Source organism: Deltaproteobacteria bacterium HGW-Deltaproteobacteria-18, assembly GCA_002841885.1.
GTDB lineage: Bacteria > Desulfobacterota > Desulfovibrionia > Desulfovibrionales > Desulfomicrobiaceae > Desulfomicrobium.
The window spans coordinates 124,258-142,179 of record PHBE01000007.1 but is presented as its reverse complement, the minus strand read 5'-3'; the positions used below and the strand labels follow the sequence as shown (position 1 = coordinate 142,179).

17 protein-coding genes are annotated in these 17,922 nt (G+C 59.6%); 7 read left to right on the top strand and 10 right to left on the bottom strand.

Features of this window, described 5'->3' with window-relative positions; all coding sequences use genetic code 11:
* Positions 1-5: 5 nt before the first annotated feature.
* Both CVU60_07675 and CVU60_07670 read left to right on the top strand, forming a co-directional pair.
* Complete coding sequence (locus CVU60_07675) at positions 6-356, top strand: sulfur reduction protein DsrE (GenBank protein ID PKN42090.1); 351 nt, start codon at positions 6-8, stop codon at positions 354-356.
* Positions 357-753: 397 nt separating this feature from the next.
* Positions 754-1,488, top strand: a complete 735-nt coding sequence (locus CVU60_07670) for a hypothetical protein (protein ID PKN42089.1) — start codon at positions 754-756, stop codon at positions 1,486-1,488.
* Positions 1,489-1,570: 82 nt separating this feature from the next.
* Here the strand turns inward: CVU60_07670 and CVU60_07665 are convergent, their stop codons facing one another.
* From CVU60_07665 to CVU60_07655, 3 genes are read right to left on the bottom strand one after another with little or no spacing between them, the layout of a single operon-like run.
* Positions 1,571-2,146 (bottom strand): TetR/AcrR family transcriptional regulator, encoded by a 576-nt coding sequence (locus CVU60_07665; GenBank protein PKN42088.1) that lies wholly within the window; start codon positions 2,144-2,146, stop codon positions 1,571-1,573.
* Between the two features lie 36 nt (positions 2,147-2,182).
* Positions 2,183-2,956 carry an exodeoxyribonuclease III gene (gene xth / locus CVU60_07660; GenBank protein PKN42087.1) on the bottom strand — a complete coding sequence of 258 codons (774 nt, stop codon included), beginning with the start codon at positions 2,954-2,956 and terminating at the stop codon, positions 2,183-2,185.
* Positions 2,953-3,621, bottom strand: a complete 669-nt coding sequence (locus CVU60_07655) for a serine/threonine protein phosphatase (GenBank protein ID PKN42086.1) — start codon at positions 3,619-3,621, stop codon at positions 2,953-2,955. Before CVU60_07655 ends, xth begins: the two co-directional genes overlap by 4 nt.
* Before the next feature lie 67 nt (positions 3,622-3,688).
* Between CVU60_07655 and CVU60_07650 the strand changes: the two genes are divergently transcribed.
* Together CVU60_07650 and CVU60_07645 are read left to right on the top strand one after the other, a co-directional pair.
* The gene (locus tag CVU60_07650; protein ID PKN42085.1) at positions 3,689-4,279 is read left to right on the top strand and encodes a 5-formyltetrahydrofolate cyclo-ligase; all 591 of its coding nucleotides are present in this window, start codon (positions 3,689-3,691) and stop codon (positions 4,277-4,279) included.
* Between the two features lie 2 nt (positions 4,280-4,281).
* Positions 4,282-5,019 (top strand): laccase domain-containing protein, encoded by a 738-nt coding sequence (locus CVU60_07645; GenBank protein ID PKN42084.1) that lies wholly within the window; start codon positions 4,282-4,284, stop codon positions 5,017-5,019.
* 31 nt (positions 5,020-5,050) lie between these two features.
* Here CVU60_07645 and CVU60_07640 read toward each other — a convergent pair whose 3' ends face one another.
* The 4 genes from CVU60_07640 to CVU60_07625 form a co-directional block, all read right to left on the bottom strand.
* A complete protein-coding gene (locus CVU60_07640) occupies positions 5,051-5,401 on the bottom strand; it encodes a hypothetical protein (protein ID PKN42083.1) in 351 nt (116 codons plus the stop codon).
* Positions 5,394-6,011 (bottom strand): hypothetical protein, encoded by a 618-nt coding sequence (locus CVU60_07635; GenBank protein ID PKN42082.1) that lies wholly within the window; start codon positions 6,009-6,011, stop codon positions 5,394-5,396. Before CVU60_07635 ends, CVU60_07640 begins: the two co-directional genes overlap by 8 nt.
* Positions 6,012-6,068: 57 nt before the next feature.
* Positions 6,069-7,601 carry a glycosyltransferase family 9 protein gene (locus CVU60_07630; protein ID PKN42081.1) on the bottom strand — a complete coding sequence of 511 codons (1,533 nt, stop codon included), beginning with the start codon at positions 7,599-7,601 and terminating at the stop codon, positions 6,069-6,071.
* Positions 7,602-7,695: 94 nt separating this feature from the next.
* Positions 7,696-10,293, bottom strand: coding sequence for a hypothetical protein (locus tag CVU60_07625; protein PKN42080.1), 2,598 nt, complete (start codon positions 10,291-10,293; stop codon positions 7,696-7,698).
* 179 nt (positions 10,294-10,472) lie between these two features.
* On the opposite strand from CVU60_07625, the gene nadC reads away from it, so the two are divergent.
* Genes nadC through nadB form a run of 3 tightly spaced genes read left to right on the top strand, consistent with a single transcriptional unit; the run spans position 10,473 to position 13,952 of the window.
* Complete coding sequence (gene nadC / locus CVU60_07620; GenBank protein ID PKN42079.1) at positions 10,473-11,345, top strand: nicotinate-nucleotide diphosphorylase (carboxylating); 873 nt, start codon at positions 10,473-10,475, stop codon at positions 11,343-11,345.
* Complete coding sequence (locus CVU60_07615; protein ID PKN42078.1) at positions 11,342-12,355, top strand: quinolinate synthase NadA; 1,014 nt, start codon at positions 11,342-11,344, stop codon at positions 12,353-12,355. Before nadC ends, CVU60_07615 begins: the two co-directional genes overlap by 4 nt.
* Positions 12,356-12,365: 10 nt before the next feature.
* Positions 12,366-13,952: an L-aspartate oxidase gene (gene nadB, locus CVU60_07610; GenBank protein PKN42077.1), complete on the top strand. Its 1,587-nt coding sequence runs from the start codon at positions 12,366-12,368 to the stop codon at positions 13,950-13,952.
* 42 nt (positions 13,953-13,994) lie between these two features.
* Here the strand turns inward: nadB and CVU60_07605 are convergent, their stop codons facing one another.
* The 3 genes from CVU60_07605 to CVU60_07595 all read right to left on the bottom strand — a co-directional run bounded on the left by CVU60_07605 (position 13,995) and on the right by CVU60_07595 (position 17,744).
* Complete coding sequence (locus CVU60_07605; protein ID PKN42076.1) at positions 13,995-15,695, bottom strand: hypothetical protein; 1,701 nt, start codon at positions 15,693-15,695, stop codon at positions 13,995-13,997.
* Positions 15,696-15,777: 82 nt separating this feature from the next.
* The gene (locus CVU60_07600; protein PKN42075.1) at positions 15,778-16,410 is read right to left on the bottom strand and encodes a hypothetical protein; all 633 of its coding nucleotides are present in this window, start codon (positions 16,408-16,410) and stop codon (positions 15,778-15,780) included.
* A gap of 89 nt (positions 16,411-16,499) precedes the next feature.
* On the bottom strand, positions 16,500-17,744 hold the full coding sequence (locus CVU60_07595) for a hypothetical protein (protein ID PKN42074.1): 1,245 nt from the start codon (positions 17,742-17,744) through the stop codon (positions 16,500-16,502).
* Positions 17,745-17,922: the final 178 nt, after the last annotated feature.

Sequence of the window (17,922 nt, the reverse complement as noted above, 5' to 3'; positions counted from 1 at the left end):
ATGAAATGGCCAAATTCCTGTTTATTCTTGGCAAGGACGACAACGAGGCGGCGACCCGCTGTTTTCAGTTCGCGCGCATCGCCCACTCCAAAGGGCACCATGTCAACCTTTTCTTCATCGACGGCGGAGTGCTCTGGGCGGACACCACCCGGGACACGGGCCAGAAGACCCTGACCGGGGATTGCCCGGGGGACTATCTGCCCTATCTTGTGCAGGAAGAGATCGAGATCGGAATCTGCACGCCCTGCGCCAAAAACAGGGGAGTCGACGAAGCCCGCTTTTACACGAACATGCGTCTCGACGGCGGGCCGAATCTGATTGACATGGCCGCAGAAGCCCGGGTCTTCAATTTCTAGGTGGAAGTACCTTATGGGTTTGCCAACAGCGCATCGCCAGCGGCTTGATGCAGCAAACCCTACCGTCAGAAAGATTGATTTTGCCATTGAATCGGGACATAATTCTCAATGTCCGGTTTTGCAGTGACATCTTTGCAGATCCTGCTTGCCAATCTTTTTTTCGGGAGGGTTCCACTTCATGGTTACCGACACTGTCGCCCACGATCCGAAGTTCCCTCCCTGCCCAATGGTATTGCGCCCAGTAGGGCGGTTCGTGTTGCCCGTACACGAAAGCATGGAGCTTTGCGCGACATGGTTTAAAGTCAACGGTATAGCCGTGGAGGAGTTTCCCTGGAAACCCGGGTTAAACAAGCGCAGTCTGGACGCGCTCAAGGAAACGCTCGGGACGAAAGCGGGGATGGCGAACGAAATCACGGGACTGTCTGTCCGTGAGAGATGGGACGAAACGGATGTCAGCGACCTCTGCGGATTTCCGGCCATGTTGCGCTGTTGCAACGGCAGCAGGGCCAATCACAACCTTGAAGTCTATATAGGCATGCCGGAAGTAATCCTGTGCCTGACAGAAAACCGACCCTTCGATACGTGCGGGCCATGCCTGACCGTAAACGGGCCGATCCTGAACCTTTTCCGAAAGTACCATCACGGCAGCGAGAATGTTTCGCCAACCGGCTTTTTTCTCTCCGCGGGGAGAGTCGAAGGTTTGAAGACATGGAGCGAACAAGCCGGCATGAGCCTCGAACGTCCGCCGTCCGAATCATCTCACAGGATTCGCCTGCGCTTTGACGCCCATCTTTTCGCCCATCCCTGCGACCCGCCCCGCATCACTGAAGCCGTCAAACCGGTGACCAGCAAGTACCGGATCGATCTGAAGATTTTGCGTTCACGAGAAAACGTCCTGGCCGGTTTGAAAGGTTTGGAGGAGATTTACATCCTCCAACCCAAGGACAAGGACTGTCCCGATGTCCCCAGACTAACGGCCTGCTGGGAATATGAAGGCGCAGGCGGGGACCCGCAAAAACCGCACATACAAATCAAAATGTCCTGTCGAATCGAGGCCAGAGAAGACGCTCTGCGCATGTGGGACGCGCTCATCTGCAATTTCAACTCGGTACGGAAACTTTTCGGCGGATAATCGAAAAACGCCTGAATCCGGCAACGGCCTGTCAACGCGCCCGACCCGCCACAATCGAGCCAAAAAGCGCTTACAACCCTATTTAATCACCCCGGCGCAGCGACCGCAGAATGAACCTGCGGGTCTCCTCGTAAAGTTCCGGTTCTCCGAAAGGGCTCAGAAAAACCGTGCGAACCGCCCCGACCATGGCGGCGTAGATCATGAGTGCGCAGTCCTTGACCGGAACCTGGACGATGGTTCCGTCGGCGATGCCGCGTTCCAGATTGACTTCGATTTCCCTGATCAATTCCTCGAACTTCGCGCCGATCTTGTGACGGTCCAGATGCGGATTGTCGTCGCTGAAGGGCGAGCACCGGATCAGGGTGGGAAAGGTCGCCCGGTTGGCCAGGGTGTAGGAGAGGTAGGAATTCACGAAAATCTCCACTGCCTGCAGACCATTTTCTGCCGACTCCATATCCCGCCTGATACCAAGCAGCATGGCATCGATCATCTCGTGCCCGGCCACCAGAAACAGCTTCTCCTTGTTCCCGAAATAATGGGACACAAGCCCGAACGCCACCCCCGCGCGCTCGGCGATCATGCGCATGGTCGTTCCGGCGTAGCCGTATTCGGCGAACAGGGCCTGAGCCGCCGCCAGAATTTCGTCGCGTTTATTCACCAGCGTCCATCCTTCTCATGAGAACTCCCCTCATTGTTACGGCACTTCAAGCGCGAGCCCCACCGGGCAATGGTCGGATCCGGGCACATCGGCCTCGATCCAGGCGTCCCTGACCGCGCCGCCAAGCTCCTCGGACACAAAAAAATAATCGATGCGCCAGCCCACGTTTCTCGATCTGGCCCCGAAGCGGTACGTCCACCACGAGTAGGCATCCTCCACATCTCCGTGACAATGGCGAAAAGTGTCCACATAGCCGTGGGCCACAAAACGGTCCAGCCAGGCCCGCTCTATGGGCAGAAAGCCCGACGTCTTCTCGTTGGCCTTGGGATTCTTGAGGTCGATCTCGCGGTGGGCGGTGTTGAAATCCCCGCAGACCACGATGGGCTTCTCCCTCCTGAGCTCCTGGGCGTGGTCCAGAAATGCGTCGTAAAACCCCATTTTGAAATCGAGGCGATCCTGGCTCATCTGCCCGTTGGGAAAATAGATGTTGAAAAAATGAAATTTCTCGAACTCAAGGCGGATGACCCGTCCCTCGCCCTGAAAACGCGCATCGGGCAGGCCACGGTGCACGGCCAGGGGTTCAAGGCGGCTGTAACAGGCCGTGCCGGAATAGCCCTTCTTGCTGCGCGCGGCGTTCCAGTAGCAGTGATAGCCGTCAAAGAGGCGATCACCGCCGACCTGGTCCTCCTCGGCCTTGACCTCCTGCAGGCCGAGCACGTCCGGCGCGGCCCGATCGAACCAGTCGCGGAAATTCTTGCCAAGGACAGCCCGGAATCCATTCACGTTCCAGGAATACATGCGCAGGATCATGCCACGCTCCGCAGGACAGCCACAAGGCCGGAAGGAGTCTCGTCGATGCGCACATACCCGCCCTGGGCAAAGGCCCCGGGGTTCAGCACGTGCGACCGGGCGATAATCTCATCTCCGGCCCCTTCGTGAATGTGGCCGGTAACCACGATGGCGGGCTGGTATTTTTCGATCAGCGCGCGCACTCCCGGACTGCCTACATGGGCTCCCGAAGGCAGCCTGTCGACCACTTCCCCCCGAGGCGGGGTATGGATCATGAGAATGACCTGCTCGAAGGCACCCGCACGCTCCAGCACGTCATGGGCCCATTGGCAGATCTGGGTCTCGTCCACTTCGGAAGGGGTGCTGAAAGGCGTGGGAGTCGAATATCCCACGGCGGCCAGGCAGACCCCGCCGCCCAGATCCACCACTTGGCCGTGGACGTTGACCCCTTGTTCGGTCAGCACCCGATCCACGGCCTGGGTGTCCATGTTCCCGATCTGGGCATGAATGCGCGGATTGATTTTGGCCACTGCGGACACGATGCGTCCGGCGCTCTCACGCGTGCCAAGATTGGTCAGATCCCCGGACAGAAAAACCCCGTCGGCGCGACTCAAGTCATCGATCCGCTCCGCGGCCCCGACACGTTCGTGAATATCCCCAAAAACTATCCAAAAGCGGTTTGCCATTTGCCTGTCATCCCCTCTTTGAGTAAATGTCGTGTTTTCACGGCATGGTAAAGGAGCGCACCACGTCATGCAAGAGCCCAGCAAAAACCTTATGCGAATTGCCCTGCGCAAGCACCGGCAGGAACTGCCCCTGGACCTGGTACAGGAGGACAGCGCCCGCATTCGGGAGAACCTGTTGTCCCTGGATCGCATCCGCCTTGCCGCCAGCGTCATGCTTTACCTGCCGGCCCGCGGCGAAGTCGACACCTGGCCCCTGCTTGACCATTTCTGGGCGCGCGGCAGCGAAATCCTTCTTCCTCGCTGCTGCGACGGCTCCCCCGGCATCATGGACGCATACTCCGTATCCTCCCGCGAGGATCTGGGCCCCGGCTGCTTCGGCCTCATCGAGCCGCGGATGGAGCGTGCGATTCGCGTCCCAAACCCGCAGCCCGAAGTCATCATCCTTCCGGCTCTGGCTTTTGACCGGCGCGGATACCGCCTTGGCTTTGGAGGGGGCTATTATGACCGCTTTCTGCCCACCCTTGGCTGCACCCCCCTGCTGGTCGGTCCGGCCTACGCCTTCCAGATCCTCGACAGCATTCCGGTCGAACCCTGGGACCGGCCGGTGGAAATGATAGTCACCCCGGAATCCATCCTTCACATCCCCTCGGAGCGATAGTCATGTCTTTGAAGTATATCGATTTTCATTTCCCCGGTCTTGACAACGTCGGCTGCGTCTTCACCACCCGCCATGGCGGTCACGGCGCGGGTGTATACGCCGCGTCCAACATGTCGCTCGAGGTCGGAGACGATGAAAAGGCAGTGCGGGACAACAGGGCCGAACTGCGCGAGGCCTTGGGCTTTCAGGTCTGGCAGGAACTGAGGCAGGTGCACGGACAGGCCATGCACATGAATCTGGAGGATGATTGCTTCGACGGGGCAAGGCTGGAGGGGGATGGACTGGGCACGAATCGGCCCGGACACGCCCTGGTCATCAAGACCGCGGACTGTCAGCCCATCCTGCTGGCGGATGTCGCCGGACGGCATGTGGCCGCCCTGCACTGCGGGTGGAGAGGCAACGCCGTCAATTTTCCCGCTGTCGGAGTACGTAATTTCTGCGCGGCCTATGGCCTCGATCCTGCCGAGGTTCTGGCCGTGCGCGGGCCGAGTCTTGGTCCTGGCAGAAGCGAATTCGTCAATTTCGAGGCCGAATGGGGACCAGGATTCACATCCTGTTTCAACCCGGCCACCCGCTGCATGGACCTGTGGAGCCTGACCCGCGAGCAGCTTCTCGGGGCGGGCATCCCCTCCGGCAGCATCTTTGCCCTGGACCTGTGCACGGCCTCGTCCCCCGGTTTCTTTTCCTACCGCAGGGACAAGGTCACCGGCCGCCAGGTGGGCGTCATCTGGATAAGGTAGCCGCTCCGCCACTGGAGCGGCTCACCCCGGTTCAACCCTTGCGGCTCAGGGCGTGACGGCCAAGAGGCGTGATCAGGGCGCCGTTTTTGTACCCCCCGATACGCTTGTTCTCCTGGCGCACCTTCAAAAGCTCTTCCTTCAAGGACTGATGCAAGGCCCTGGCCTCATGGCGCAAGCGTGTGTTCATGTTCTGAATGCTCTTGAGCTTTTCCAGAAAAACCTTGTCCTGCTCATCCATGTCGCAGTTCATGAATTTCACTATGGCTGTCTCCCGTTCCCGCACCGCCGTCCCGAGACGTTCGGTGTCCTGGCTCGCGATCAAGCCCATCTCTTCCTGGCCAAGCGCCATGATGTGCTCGTAGGTGTCCCTTGATTCAGCCATTTTTTTCCTTCCTGACCGAATCCCTGATCGACTCGCGCAAGCGGGCGACCAAGTTCTTGGTCTTATCCACCACAGGCAGGTATTCATACTCGAGCAGGTCCGCTAGCAGAATCCAGTCCTCGTTCTCCTGAATCTCGATCATCTCCGAAAAAAGAGATGAAAGATCCGACAGCGACGCTTCAAATTCCTCGGAGGTATCCGTGGCGAATTCGTTCCGGAGCACGCCGACCATGTTCAGGAAATCGCGGTTCACTTCCAGCAGGTCTCCGTAAAGCTCCAGAGCCTGGTCGTCATCCGCCTGGCGGAAAAAATCCGCGACCTGCCGCCCGGCCTTGCCCATCAGGGTCACGACCTTGTACAATTCGCGGGTGATGTCCTGCGCCATTTCCGACGTGGGCACGGAAACAATTTCCACCCGATTGATATGCGAGGTGTCCATGTCCTCGGCCTGATGCGGGTAAATCTCCGAAAAGGCCTCATCGTTGACCAGAACATCGGTCACGATGCGACTGTTCATGCGTACGTCTTCCATGACTTTTTCGATGATCTGCTCAAGGTTTTCGAAATGACGAACCTCAAGTCGACTCTGCTGACCGTCTATAATGATCATTTTCCTGTCCTCCGCCTACTGGGAATAATTTTGCCGTATGTCCGGACTAATCAACATTCATGCCAGCGCGAGCCGTTGCCTGAAAACATCGAGCAGACCGCGGTACCGGACGCACAGTTCCAGGAAAGCCTGCATGCTCACGGACTCGGCCCTGGACTGAAAGCGCCACATGGGGCCAAGTATCCCAAATGACGAGCTACTGGAAAAAAAATCCTCTAAATTCTGACAGTTGACGAGAAATTTTGGTTTCACCGGCGCATCCGGGCGGAGCGCCAGAACCCGCCCCTGCTCTTCGACCAGGGTCAGCATGAGAGCGGCGCGCTCGAGATCGTGCACAAGGGCGTCTCGAAAATCGGAGCCCGGCGCGGGCCACAAAAAATTCCCCCCTCCAGCTTTTTGGTCAAGAAATTGACGATAGACCTCACGCTGAATCCTGATCCACCGGCTGCGATCCTGACCCTCATGCCCGGACACGGAAAAAAGATCCATGAACCCGGCCTCATCGCGCCTTGCCTGCCAGATCCGTCCCCTGAAGCCGGGTGCGACGCTCAAGGACTGCCCCTCCGGATACCCCGCCAGCATTTCCCCGACGGCCTCGCCCTCGATGGAGTCGCGGCAGACCAGCCCATGGGGGCATCTCTCCCCGAAGGAACATGGATGACAGGGCAGGTCGGGTTCCAGGCTCAGGCTGCCCTCAAGGTACGGCCCGGTGTCGAAGGGCTGGGCCGTGGCCAGAAAAATCGCCGCCACCGGAACGCCAAGGCCGGCCGCCAGATGCATGGTGCCCGTGTCGTTGGTCAGCAAAAGATCCATGCGCAACAGTACCGCCGCCAGCGTCAAGAGGTCGGTCCGACCGGTCAGGTCCAAACAGGGGTAGTCGGCCAGGTCCATGAATTCGCGCGCCAGATGCCCCTCGGAGGCCGTGCCCAGGAGCACGGGCATGCGCCCGGTCCTTGACCACAGCACGCGTCCGGCCCGTACGAAGGAGGCTACGGGCCAGCGCCTGTAATCCTGGCTGGCCCCGAGCTGAAAGGCCACTCGCCGCCCGTTCCCGCCGAGCAGTTCGTCCGCCGCCGCCAGGGCCCCGGCTTCGGGCGTCTTCAACCTGAATTCTCCCGGATCAAGAGCTGCCACACGCTGAAACAGATCGACCAGATTGAAAGGGCTGCACCCGCGGTGGGCGGACGCCGCCTGCAGAAAAGTCGCCCAGTGTGTGGAGTATTCGCCGAAACCATGACTATCGAGACCAAAACCCTCCACCGGCCCGTCATGCATGGCGCGGGACAGCAACCGCGCAGACAGGGTCGGGGTCAGGTTCACGATCCGGTCGAAGGGCGTTTGCCCCCCCTGGTCCAGCCAGGAGGTCAATTCCTCCACCGCCAGAGGCCAGCCGCGATCCAGTTGCGCCAAAAGACGCGCCCCGGGCAGGACCCGGACCTGATCCACATCGCGCAGCAGACCGGCCGCGCCCCTGAAGGAGTCCAGACAGACCAGCCCCGCGCTGCCGCCCCGCCGTCGCAATCCGCTGAAGACAGGCTGGGTCTGCAGCAGATCGCCGAAGCGGGTCAAATTGATGACCAGAGTATGCATTCTAGGCAATGAACAAAAGGCGTGCCAAAAACCCGAGGTTCCGGGTCGCTGGCTCCGTGACCGAAGCGTGGAAGGGACAGGGATTGGGCATCAATCAATCCCCTTTGTCCAAGATCTCGTTCTTGTAGGTCTCGAAGTGCGATGCGGCCTTGATGGCCGTCGCAACGAAGGCGAGAAAGGAAAAAAAGATGAGTGAAATATTGAGGATCAGCCATCTGTCCTGGCGCAGGTTGCGCCCAAGGATGACCTGATCCGGAGCCAGATAGTAAAGCCCGACGGACACGCCTCCGGCCACGACCAGAGCGATGATCTCGAAGATGAGCAGGTACTTGCCGGACAGTAGCAGGAAAAGAATCCCGTTTCGCACGCCTTGCAGGAACAGCAGCTTCTTTTCGAGCGTGTCCAGATTCTGCTCGGCCTGCCGCATGGCCTCATGCCCCTGTCTGAACTTATCCGGGACGTAGAGGTCAAGGTGCCCGATGAGGCTCACTCCTTCGCCGCATGCATTGAAAAGCTTGTTGAAAGAACCGAGCATCGACGGAAAGGGAAACCAGGACGCCTCCCGCTGTATTTTCTTGAGTCGCTCCCGAATGGCCGTACGGCGGTTGGCGAGCCCCTGGATATCCTTTTTGACCCGATGCTGGATATCCGCCCGTATGGCTATGGTGCCTCGCAGCAGCTTGGCCATGGAGGCATAATTGTTGATCCCGGCATAGCTGTTCAGGTCCTCGATGCGCACATGGAACATGTTGTAGGCGTCGTGATCCGAAGGCAGCCACTTGGCCAGCAGATCCGGAAGATGCTCCACCGCGCCGATGACTTCTTGGGAGCGGGTTTTGGCATCATCCCAGATCTCCCACAAATCGCTCAGCAGGTAGGAACGCCCCCCTTCGAGCTCGGTGTCAAGCAGCACGGTGCTGAAATAGTCGGGATTGTCCTTGATCAGCTCGCGAATAAGCGCCTGAGCTTCGTTGAGGTATCCGGATTTGATCAGGCAGACGGCCTGTCTGTAGCGGGCCTGGCTGAAACGCGGGGATTCCCCGAGCGCCCGGCCGTAAAGACGGATGGCTTCGGGATAATCGCCCGAAACCTCCCTAAGACGCCCCTGGAGGAGCTGAATGTAGGAGCGCTGCAGGCTGGTGTAGGCAAGGCTCTCGGCCTCTTCCCAGAAGCCCAGGGCCCGCTTGAACTCGTCGCGTTCCATGGCCATGAAGCCAAGGAGCACCCGAGGCTGATAATTCTTGGGCGAACTGAGCACGACATGATCGACCTTCTCCATGGCCCGATCCAGGCTCCCTGTGCGCAAAGCCTCCAACGCCTCCCAGAGCTGCGCCTCGCTTTGCGGCCGCTGGTCCTCTATCCCGCGCGGCCACTCCTTGCCCTTGGCGCGCCAGACAGTGGCCATCATGCGCAGCTGGCAGATCATGTTGACCTCGAACATGGACCGAACCACAAGGCCCGGATCGGTCTTCTCCCCCTGTAAGGCACTCAGGCCGCGAATGATGTCCGGCGCAACCTGTTTTTCAACCCCGGCCAGGATTCCGGGCAGGGCATCAAGATCCAGGCGGGCAAAACGGGACATGTCCGTGACCTGCACGTTCCCGGGCTGGAGCATCCGGGAGGGGCATTTGCGGGGCTGATGCGACCGCAGCCCGCAATAGAAACAGGGGTTCTCGCCGCCGGATATCAGGCTCGAAGGCAGAAAAACATTCAGGCTGCCGCGTCGCCGCCCGCTCTTGCTGGAATGGAAGCGGACCTGAAACAGGTCGGTCAGTTTGGAATTGTCCATGGAAGCACGCGAATCCACCGGCGTGATCCTGGAGTCGGCGATCTGGAAAATCGTGGCCAGGGGCAGGTGCAGGGCATTGGATTCAAGAGAGTCCATGACATAGCGGACCTTGCTCGCAAATTCCGGCGTGAAGGACTGATCGCCCATCTCAACGGCCATGTATTTGCAAGGCCAGGCCGGCTTCTCCTTGTCGTCGATCATGGTCAGCAGCTCCGCGGTCAGGGCGCCCATGACTCGCGGCGATGCCACGCGGAGGACCAGATTCTGGTCCTCCGCCTGCAGATAGGAAATCTTGTACTGCTGGAAGACCGCTTCCAACCGGTCGAAGTAGGCCCGCCAGCCCTTGGTGAAGGTCTTGTCCTGTCGGACGCCCTGAGGGCGGATGACCCACAGCCAGTTCAGCCTGTAGGACACGCTGACCTGCTCGCTGCCTTCCAGCTCGAACCAGTCGCCGGACAGTCCGTCCGGATTCTGCACATGCTTGAAGGAGAGGCCCGTCAAGGTTCGTCCGAGTTCCCGCATGCGGGCGCTGACGCGAACAACGAGCCTCTTGGGGAATTCGACGCAGAGAGTGTGCAGTTCGGACTTAACCTTGAGGGATTGCCCAAGCTTGTCATCCACGACGAGACTGCCCTCGAAGACGGTCACGCTGGTGGCCATGGGATGAAGCCTGGCCCAGTTGTAAAGCCTGGCCAGTCCGAGCATGACTTCGGAAGAGGGAAAGAACCACAGGGTCTGTGTGTTCTCTTCTGCCAGGGGCCAGCCGCCGATATCGGTCAGGGTCTGCATAAAACTGACGGGCAGGGGCTGGGAGTGCACCAGCCAGCAGACGAAGCCGTTGCTCAGCAGCCTTGGCGAGGCTTGCTTTGTCACTTTCGCCAGGAGCGGCGCGATGCAGGTCATTTCGTTCTCCGGTTGTACGGACTGAAAGCGACTGGTTCCTTTGGACACAACATATGCGGCAACATGACACGCAGCCCCCGCAAGCGCAACCCGCTAATGGCGCAGTTACGGCTTGACGACGGGGGGTCCTTTTCCTAGTCAACAGCCAAACCACACCACCCTCCCGCAAGGAATCCGGCATGTTTTTTTCCTATTTCAATAACGACCGACTGACCCTGCTGCACCGCCTCGTGGACCTCGCCCTGGAGGAAGACGGGCGCGACCTGACCTCCGAAGCCCTGTTCCCGCCAGCCTCGCTGCTGGAAGCCTCCATCGTTGCCAAGGAAGAGACCCTGGTGGCGGGCCTGCCGCTCATCGACATCGTCTTTGAACGCATGCACTGCGCCAAACCCCTCGTGACCCTGCTCTCCTCGGACGGGGATATGGCCAATCGCGGACAGGAGGTTGCCCGCATCCGGGGTTCGGCACCCATCTTGCTGAAGGCTGAGCGGGTCATCATGAATTTCATCTGCCACCTCTCCGGCGTGGCCAACGAGACCAGACGCTTTGTGCAGGCGGTGGAAGGGACTAGAGTAAGGGTGCTCGACACCCGCAAGACCACCCCCGGCCAGCGCTATCTGGAAAAATACGCGGTGCGCATGGGAGGAGGACACAATCACAGGGCCAACCTCGAAGAAATGCTGATGCTCAAAGACAATCACATCGACCAGGCGGGCTCCATCACCGCCGCCGTGCGCGCGCTCAGAACAGCCTACGACGTCTGCCCACCCCTTGAAGTGGAATGCCGCACGCTCGACCACGTGCTCGAGGCCGTGAGCCTAAGCCCCCAGCGCATCATGCTCGACAACATGCCCGTACAGACCGCTGCCGAGGCATTGCGGCTCATCCCGCCCCACATCGAATCGGAGATCAGCGGCAATGTCACCCTGGCGACCATCCGCCCCCTGGCCGAACTGCGGCCGACGTTCATCTCAACCGGCGCCATCACACATTCCGCCACTGTCGCGGACTTTTCCATGCGCCTGACACAGAGCCCCCGGGAGAATGCATGAATCTTAAAATTTCCGCCATCAGGGAGCAACTCGGCAAAGAGCTGTGCATCCTCGCCCATCACTACCAGGCCGACGAAGTCGTCCGGCATGCCGACATTCTGGGGGATTCCCTGGAACTGGCCCGGCACATCAACGGCCTACAGGCACGGCACATCGTGTTCTGCGGAGTGCATTTCATGGCCGAAACGGCAGCCATCCTGGCCAGGCCGGAACAGAAGGTGCACATCCCCGATCCTGGGGCCAGCTGCGTCATGGCCGAGATGGTTCCGGCCCTCCTGGCCGAAGAGGTCCTCGCGCGGCTGAACCGGGACGGAGCGCGCATCATCCCCCTGACCTACGTCAACTCCTCCGCCGCCGTAAAAGCCTTCTGCGGCAGCCATGGCGGCAGCGTATGCACTTCGGCCAACGCCCCGACCATGCTGCGCTGGGCCCTCTCGCAGGGGGACGGAGTCCTCTTTCTGCCCGACGCCAACCTCGGCCGCAACACGGCCCGCCTGATCGGTCTGGCCGAGAACCGGATCGAGAGACTCGACATTCGCGGCCAGGGGCGCTACGTGCCTGCGGCCGATCCAGCCCGCCAACTTTACCTGTGGCCTGGGCTGTGTGCCGTACATGCCAAATTCAATGCCGGCCAGGTGAAAGCCATCCGCGCAAGCGAACCCCATGCCCTGATTTTCGTTCATCCCGAATGCGACCCTGAAGTCGTGACCATGGCCGACGGAGCCGGTTCGACCACTTATCTCATAAAGGCCGTGGCCGAAGCCAAAAGCGGAAGCACTGTCTATGTCGGAACCGAATGGAGCCTGGTCAACCGCCTGGCGGCCAGACATCCCGACAAAACCGTCCGGCCGCTGCGCAAGGCGCTGTGCTCGAACATGGCCAAGGTCAACGAATCAAACCTCGCCCGCATGTTGCAGGAACTGGACACCGCCCTGCCGGTCCGGGTCGAGGAACACATAGCCCGGCCGGCGCGCCTAGCCCTTGAGCGCATGCTGACCGCCTGCAGTTAGGAAATCGATCATGACGACGCCCACCCGCATGAAGACCGAAGTCCTGGTCATCGGTTCAGGAATCGCCGGTTGCACTGCGGCCATTTGCCTGGCCGACAAGGGACATGAAGTGACCCTGCTCTCCTCGGGAGCCTCTCTGGACAACGGCAATACCGCCCTGGCCCAGGGAGGCATCGTCTACAGCAGCAGCGAGGACTCTCCTGAAAAACTGGCCAAGGACATTGGCACGGCCGGTTGGGATTACAACTACGATCCGGCTGTGCGGCACTTGTGCGAAGACGGTCCGAAGGCTGTGGAAAAAATTCTCTTCGAGCGCGTGCAGGTGCCCTTTGACCGCACGGAAAAGGGAGACTGGTACCTCACCAAGGAAGGAGGGCACGCGGTACATCGCATCCTGACCTGCGCCGACTACACCGGGCGCGCCATCCAGGACAGCCTGGTCAGGGAAGTGCTCATCCACCCCAACATCCGCACCCTCTACAACCGTACGGCCATCGACCTTCTGGCCACGCGACACCACTCCACCAAACTGGAATTCCGCTACCAGCTGAACAACCAGTGCGTCGGAGCATACGTCTTCAATTCGGAGACAAACGAGCCCAATACCATCCTGGCCGATTATACGGTCCTGTGCACCGGCGGACTTGGCCAGATATTCCTGCACACGACCAATACCTCGTCCTCCATCGGTTCGGGCATGGCCATGGCTCACCGCGCAGGCGCGACGGTCATGAACCTGGAATACATCCAGTTTCACCCCACCTCCCTCTTTCACCGCGCGGACCGCAAATTTCTCATCTCCGAAGCCGTTCGCGGCGAAGGGGCCCGCCTCTTCAACGTCAAGGGCGAACGCTTCATGGCCCGCTATGACGAACGCATGGAACTTGCCCCTCGCGACATCGTGACCAGGGCCATCGTCGACGAATTGCTCAAGACCGGAGAGGATTGCGTTTTTCTGGATGCCGCCAACTACGTCGACCAGAACCTGCGCAAACGCTTCCCGACCATCCACGAGAAGTGCAAGCAAGTCGGCGTGGACATGTCCAAGGATCCCATCCCTGTGGTGCCTGCGGCGCATTATTCCTGCGGGGGCGTACTTGTCGACAACAGGGGCCGCAGCACCCTCGACGGGCTCTATGCGGCCGGCGAGATCGCCTGCACGGGTGTGCACGGGGCCAACCGTCTGGCCTCGACATCACTTCTGGAAGGATTGTTGTGGGGAATGAAAGCGGCGGAAGACATTCATGAACGCTATGAGGGATCGTGCCAGCTGTGCCAGAGGCTGCAGGATTCCATCGCCGACTGGATCACCTCCGGCAAAACCGAGATGGAAGATCCGGCGCTCATCAACCAGGACTGGGCGACCATTCGTCACACCATGTGGAACTACATGGGCATCATGCGCACCACACCGCGCCTGGAACGGGCCTTCGAAGACCTGCGCAACCTGAACAAGCGGCTGCACTCCTTCTACAAATCGATCCGCATCTGCAAGGAGTCGGTGGACCTCTTCCACGGCTGTCAGACTGCCTACATCGTGACCACGGCAGCCTTGCGCAACAAGACCAGCAGGGGTTGCCATTTCCGCAAGAACTAGCAGGCCCGGCGGGATGCGGCCGGGTTCAGACCCGGCCGGATTCTAACTGGGATCAAAAAGAAAATCGGTTAACAACTCGCGAAAAATGTCGCGGCCCTGCTCGAAAGACATGCCCTCCAGGGTTTCCACCCCCGAAGACTGCACCCAGGCTATCAGAAGCCCAAGGCAAACCAGATTGCGCTGCAGCAAGACGTCTTCCTCGCCGCTGCGCAGTGCTTCAAGATAATCTCCGCGCGAACTGACCGCAAACCCTTCCTTTTCCAGAATCAGGCGCATGATCCCGAGACGGCTCCGCCTCTGCGCCCGGGTCCCCGTCCCCCCCTTGAAACGGAAACGGACGTACTTCTCAACGCCATCCTCGCACGAACATTCCGCGACGTACAGATTCTGCTCAAGGCGCAAGGTACAATGCATGAAAAACTGGGAAAGAACCGCGTAACTGCTGTAATGCGGAACCGAAGGGGTGTCCTCATGCCGCTCGCCCGACCAGGACACAGCAGGGCAAACCAGCCCCAGCAGCAGCGACCAGGCAGGGATGGAGCGCACATCTTCCATGGAGATCACGGCCCGCTCCGCCGCCGAAGGAAAAAGTCCGCCACCCAGATTGAAGATGTTGATGACCACGGGAATTTCAAGTCGGAGCTGCTTGATTCCGGCCAAACCACGGGCCGGCTCTCCGGCAAAGGCAAAGATCTGGGCCAGCCCCCGTTCCATACACAGGCAGATCAGGTCGTGCAGTGAGCGGCAATGCTCCGGGCGCAAGGCCTCTCCCTGGGCCTTGAAGACGTGCAGCCTGGTAACGCGGGGCAGTATCTGGTCCAGGCGCGCGACCAGGGCCGCCGCATCGGGAACACCTTCAAAGAGAGCGCAGGTCCTGATGTCCGAGGCCGTGTCAGCGGGAAAAACAGCCATGGTCAGCGGGTGCTCCTCGTCGGCAAGACCTTTTGAAAGACGCAGGGCCAGCGCCGAAGGAGAGAACTTGCAGGCCACGGCCTCAAGCCACGCTGCAAAGAACTCCGTGGGCCGCACCCCGCCGTACTCGCCGATCATTACAGCGTCGTCTCCGCTGCCGGCGAACACCCGCAGTTCAAGAAATCTGCCACCCGGAGCAAGCTCCACGGCCGCGATCTCCAGTTCGGTAAGCAGCCGCTGCGGCAAGGAACCTCCGCGGATAAGCTCACGCGCGCGTTTTCCCAGCTTTTCGGTAGCGTCTTCCTGCATCAGGTCCAGCTGGCGCAAAAGCTCGTCCAGCTCGTGGCGCATGTCGTTGGCCTCGATGAAATACTGGTACAGCGCAGGCGTGAGAACGAGTGCCGGGTTTGGGTCCGAAGGGCTCAAAAACTTTGAGATCCAGGAGTGGGAGTCTTTGCCCTCGGGCGAATCGAGGGCCAGCAGGTATGGAGGATTGGCGGACGTGGCCGCGTGTTCGGTGGCAAGGCGGGTGTAGAAGCTCAATTTCGCGACCCAGTCGTGGGCATCCATGAATTCCACGGGATTCATCACCTGCAACTGGTCCACAAGATCGCGGATGGCGACACTCAGTTGATTCGCCAACCCCGAAACCCGGCACCAGTCGACCACAGCCCCACCCATGGACAAGTCTTCGAAGTGGGCCAGGAGTTCAAAACAGATGCTGGTCTGACGATGTATCCGGTAAAAGGCATTGTACTTGGGCCGGGGAATCGAACCGGGTGCAAACGACTCGAAACTCCAGTGCTTGAAAAGTCCTGACTGACGCATCATCTCCCTCCCCTTGCCAACTTCCCCAGGCGATGCTTCCGCAAGGACACGGCCCCTGCCGAAGCGCTGCCGTGACAGGAGGCAATCATGGTCGCGGTGCATCCTTGGAATCGGTGGCAGGGCGCGCATTCTCTTCCAATTTCCCGGGCGATTCACCCGTCGCAGGCTTGAGCAAATCCATGAAGGGAACCATCTGCGTATCGTTGCCGTGCTTGCTCCAGCCCAGAATGCGCTGATAGAAAGGAAAACGGCGCATGATTTTCCCGTAAGAAATCCGCACGACAATGTATATGGGAAAGAAGAAAAAAGGATAAAACACGCTGTCTCCTACTCCCGGGATCGAGAAAGGCAACGTGATCGGAATGCCGCCAAAACGGATGTCCAGCCAGGCCATGGCGAAGGGCAGCGGCCAAATGGACAGGGTAAAGGCACCCGCCTGGCTGAAAAAATACTTCCCGAACGCTTCGTGCGCCTGCCGGTTGACGGCCTTGTACGCATCCTTGTCGGAATGCTTCAGGGCCTGAACGGAAAGGTTGTGCTGGCGAACCATCTCATCGCGGTATTTGCCGTAAACCCCTCGATTGAGCCTGCGGGCCAGATGTGAAGTGAAATCCCCCGTGACCACGCAGAGAAGTGTCAGCACGGCCAGGCCGGTCAAAAAGCCGCCCCAGGGGTGATCAAAGAGGCGGAATCCCCAAATGAGAAAGGGGTCCATCATCAAGAGAATATTTCGTAGTGTTTCCATGCAACAAAAATGGCCCCGACAGAGCCGGGGCCATTGGGTGTGTACGTTTTTACAAGTGGCGCCTAGCCGAACAGAAGTTCGATAACGCGTACGTTAAAGAAGCCCTTCAAGATATAGTCAATGCCTACATAGAAGGCAAGAACGATGAAGATGCGCTTGAGCAGCTTGTCGGAAAAATACTTGGAAGTATGCGGACCGACAATGGAGCCGATGGCGATACCAACCATTTCCGTACCGATGAGTACCCAGTCAACCGGGGTGCCCTTGGTCATGAGGGTCAGGATGCTGGTGACCATGCTGACCAGAACGGCCAGGGCGGAGGTACCGGCAGCCAGATACATGGGCAGCTGGGTGATGCTGGTCAGGAAGGGCACCAGCAGGAAGCCGCCGCCGACACCCAGGAAAGCTGCCAGGGCGGAGATGACAACGCCGCCGACTACGGGCAGCACGGGATTGAAGCTGAACTCGACGCCGCAAAAGGTGAACTGAACCTTGGAAAAGGTGATGCCGAGAATCTTGACGCCTGTCGGAGCGGGCGCGCCGCCAGCCTTCTGGGCCTTGACTGCAGCTTCAAAAGCCTGTGCAGCCTGCTTGGCCTTGACCTTTTTGGCCTGGCCGGCAGGAGAAGTCTCCCACAGCAGGTAACAACCAAGGGCCAACACGAAGAAACCGAACCAGCCCTGATAAGCGGAAAAGGAAACCTTGCCGGCCGACAGGGTTGCGGAACCCCATGCGCCGAGCAGCGAACCAGCGCCCAAGGCTAAGCCCAAAGGCAGCACAAGACGTCCCATCTTACCATAATTGATGGAAGAAATAAGGGCGGAAAGACCGACAAGAAACTGGTTGGACGCACGGATGGAGTCGGTCACGGTCTTGTTCAGTTCGGGAGCTGTGGTCTTGAAACCCTTGGCGTAGGTTCCCAGGCCGAAAACGGTGACGTGGCCGACACCGGCCATGACGCCGCCGAAAGCGCCGACAGTGGAGAAAATCCAGCCTACCCACACCGCCCAGAGCAGCGCAATGATGGGATTGATCTGGGGAGCGCCGGGGATGCCGAGAAAGCCGACGGGCTTGGCCGGATCGATCTGGCCGACTTCTGTTCCCACAGGAGCCATGGCGATCGCCTTTTCCAGCTTGGAACCGGTGGCGGGGGCTTTGGGAGCTTCAGGCGCAGCTGCAGCCTGAGCAGTTACTTCCGTCTGGGCAGCCGCGGGCGCGGCAGCTTCCTGCTGAGCCCAGAGGGGGCCGACTACGCTCACAAGTACAAACAGAGCGGACAAAACCAGAACACGAAAACGTTTAGACATAAATCCTCCCTTTTCTCCCATTGTAAAAAAAATGACACTAAGCTGAAAATTTCCGAGCAGTTATCGGATTTTACCACCAGACAGCACTCGTCTTGAAAAGATTGCTTCGCCTACCACTGTTTTGAGGAAAAAGGCAAACTAAGACTTTTTATAGACAGCTTTGCTCCTTTTGTCACAT

Coding starts and splice junctions, on each gene's coding strand:
- CVU60_07625 (PKN42080.1), bottom strand. CDS start 10,293: ATGACCTGCATCGCGCCGCTCCTGGCGAAAGTGACAAAGCAAGCCTCG.
- nadB (PKN42077.1), top strand. CDS start 12,366: ATGACGACGCCCACCCGCATGAAGACCGAAGTCCTGGTCATCGGTTCA.
- CVU60_07605 (PKN42076.1), bottom strand. CDS start 15,695: ATGATGCGTCAGTCAGGACTTTTCAAGCACTGGAGTTTCGAGTCGTTT.
- CVU60_07595 (PKN42074.1), bottom strand. CDS start 17,744: ATGTCTAAACGTTTTCGTGTTCTGGTTTTGTCCGCTCTGTTTGTACTT.
- CVU60_07615 (PKN42078.1), top strand. CDS start 11,342: ATGAATCTTAAAATTTCCGCCATCAGGGAGCAACTCGGCAAAGAGCTG.
- CVU60_07655 (PKN42086.1), bottom strand. CDS start 3,621: ATGGCAAACCGCTTTTGGATAGTTTTTGGGGATATTCACGAACGTGTC.
- CVU60_07635 (PKN42082.1), bottom strand. CDS start 6,011: ATGATCATTATAGACGGTCAGCAGAGTCGACTTGAGGTTCGTCATTTC.
- CVU60_07640 (PKN42083.1), bottom strand. CDS start 5,401: ATGGCTGAATCAAGGGACACCTACGAGCACATCATGGCGCTTGGCCAG.
- CVU60_07675 (PKN42090.1), top strand. CDS start 6: ATGGCCAAATTCCTGTTTATTCTTGGCAAGGACGACAACGAGGCGGCG.
- CVU60_07600 (PKN42075.1), bottom strand. CDS start 16,410: ATGATGGACCCCTTTCTCATTTGGGGATTCCGCCTCTTTGATCACCCC.
- nadC (PKN42079.1), top strand. CDS start 10,473: ATGTTTTTTTCCTATTTCAATAACGACCGACTGACCCTGCTGCACCGC.
- CVU60_07645 (PKN42084.1), top strand. CDS start 4,282: ATGTCTTTGAAGTATATCGATTTTCATTTCCCCGGTCTTGACAACGTC.
- xth (PKN42087.1), bottom strand. CDS start 2,956: ATGATCCTGCGCATGTATTCCTGGAACGTGAATGGATTCCGGGCTGTC.
- CVU60_07650 (PKN42085.1), top strand. CDS start 3,689: ATGCAAGAGCCCAGCAAAAACCTTATGCGAATTGCCCTGCGCAAGCAC.
- CVU60_07630 (PKN42081.1), bottom strand. CDS start 7,601: ATGCATACTCTGGTCATCAATTTGACCCGCTTCGGCGATCTGCTGCAG.
- CVU60_07670 (PKN42089.1), top strand. CDS start 754: ATGGCGAACGAAATCACGGGACTGTCTGTCCGTGAGAGATGGGACGAA.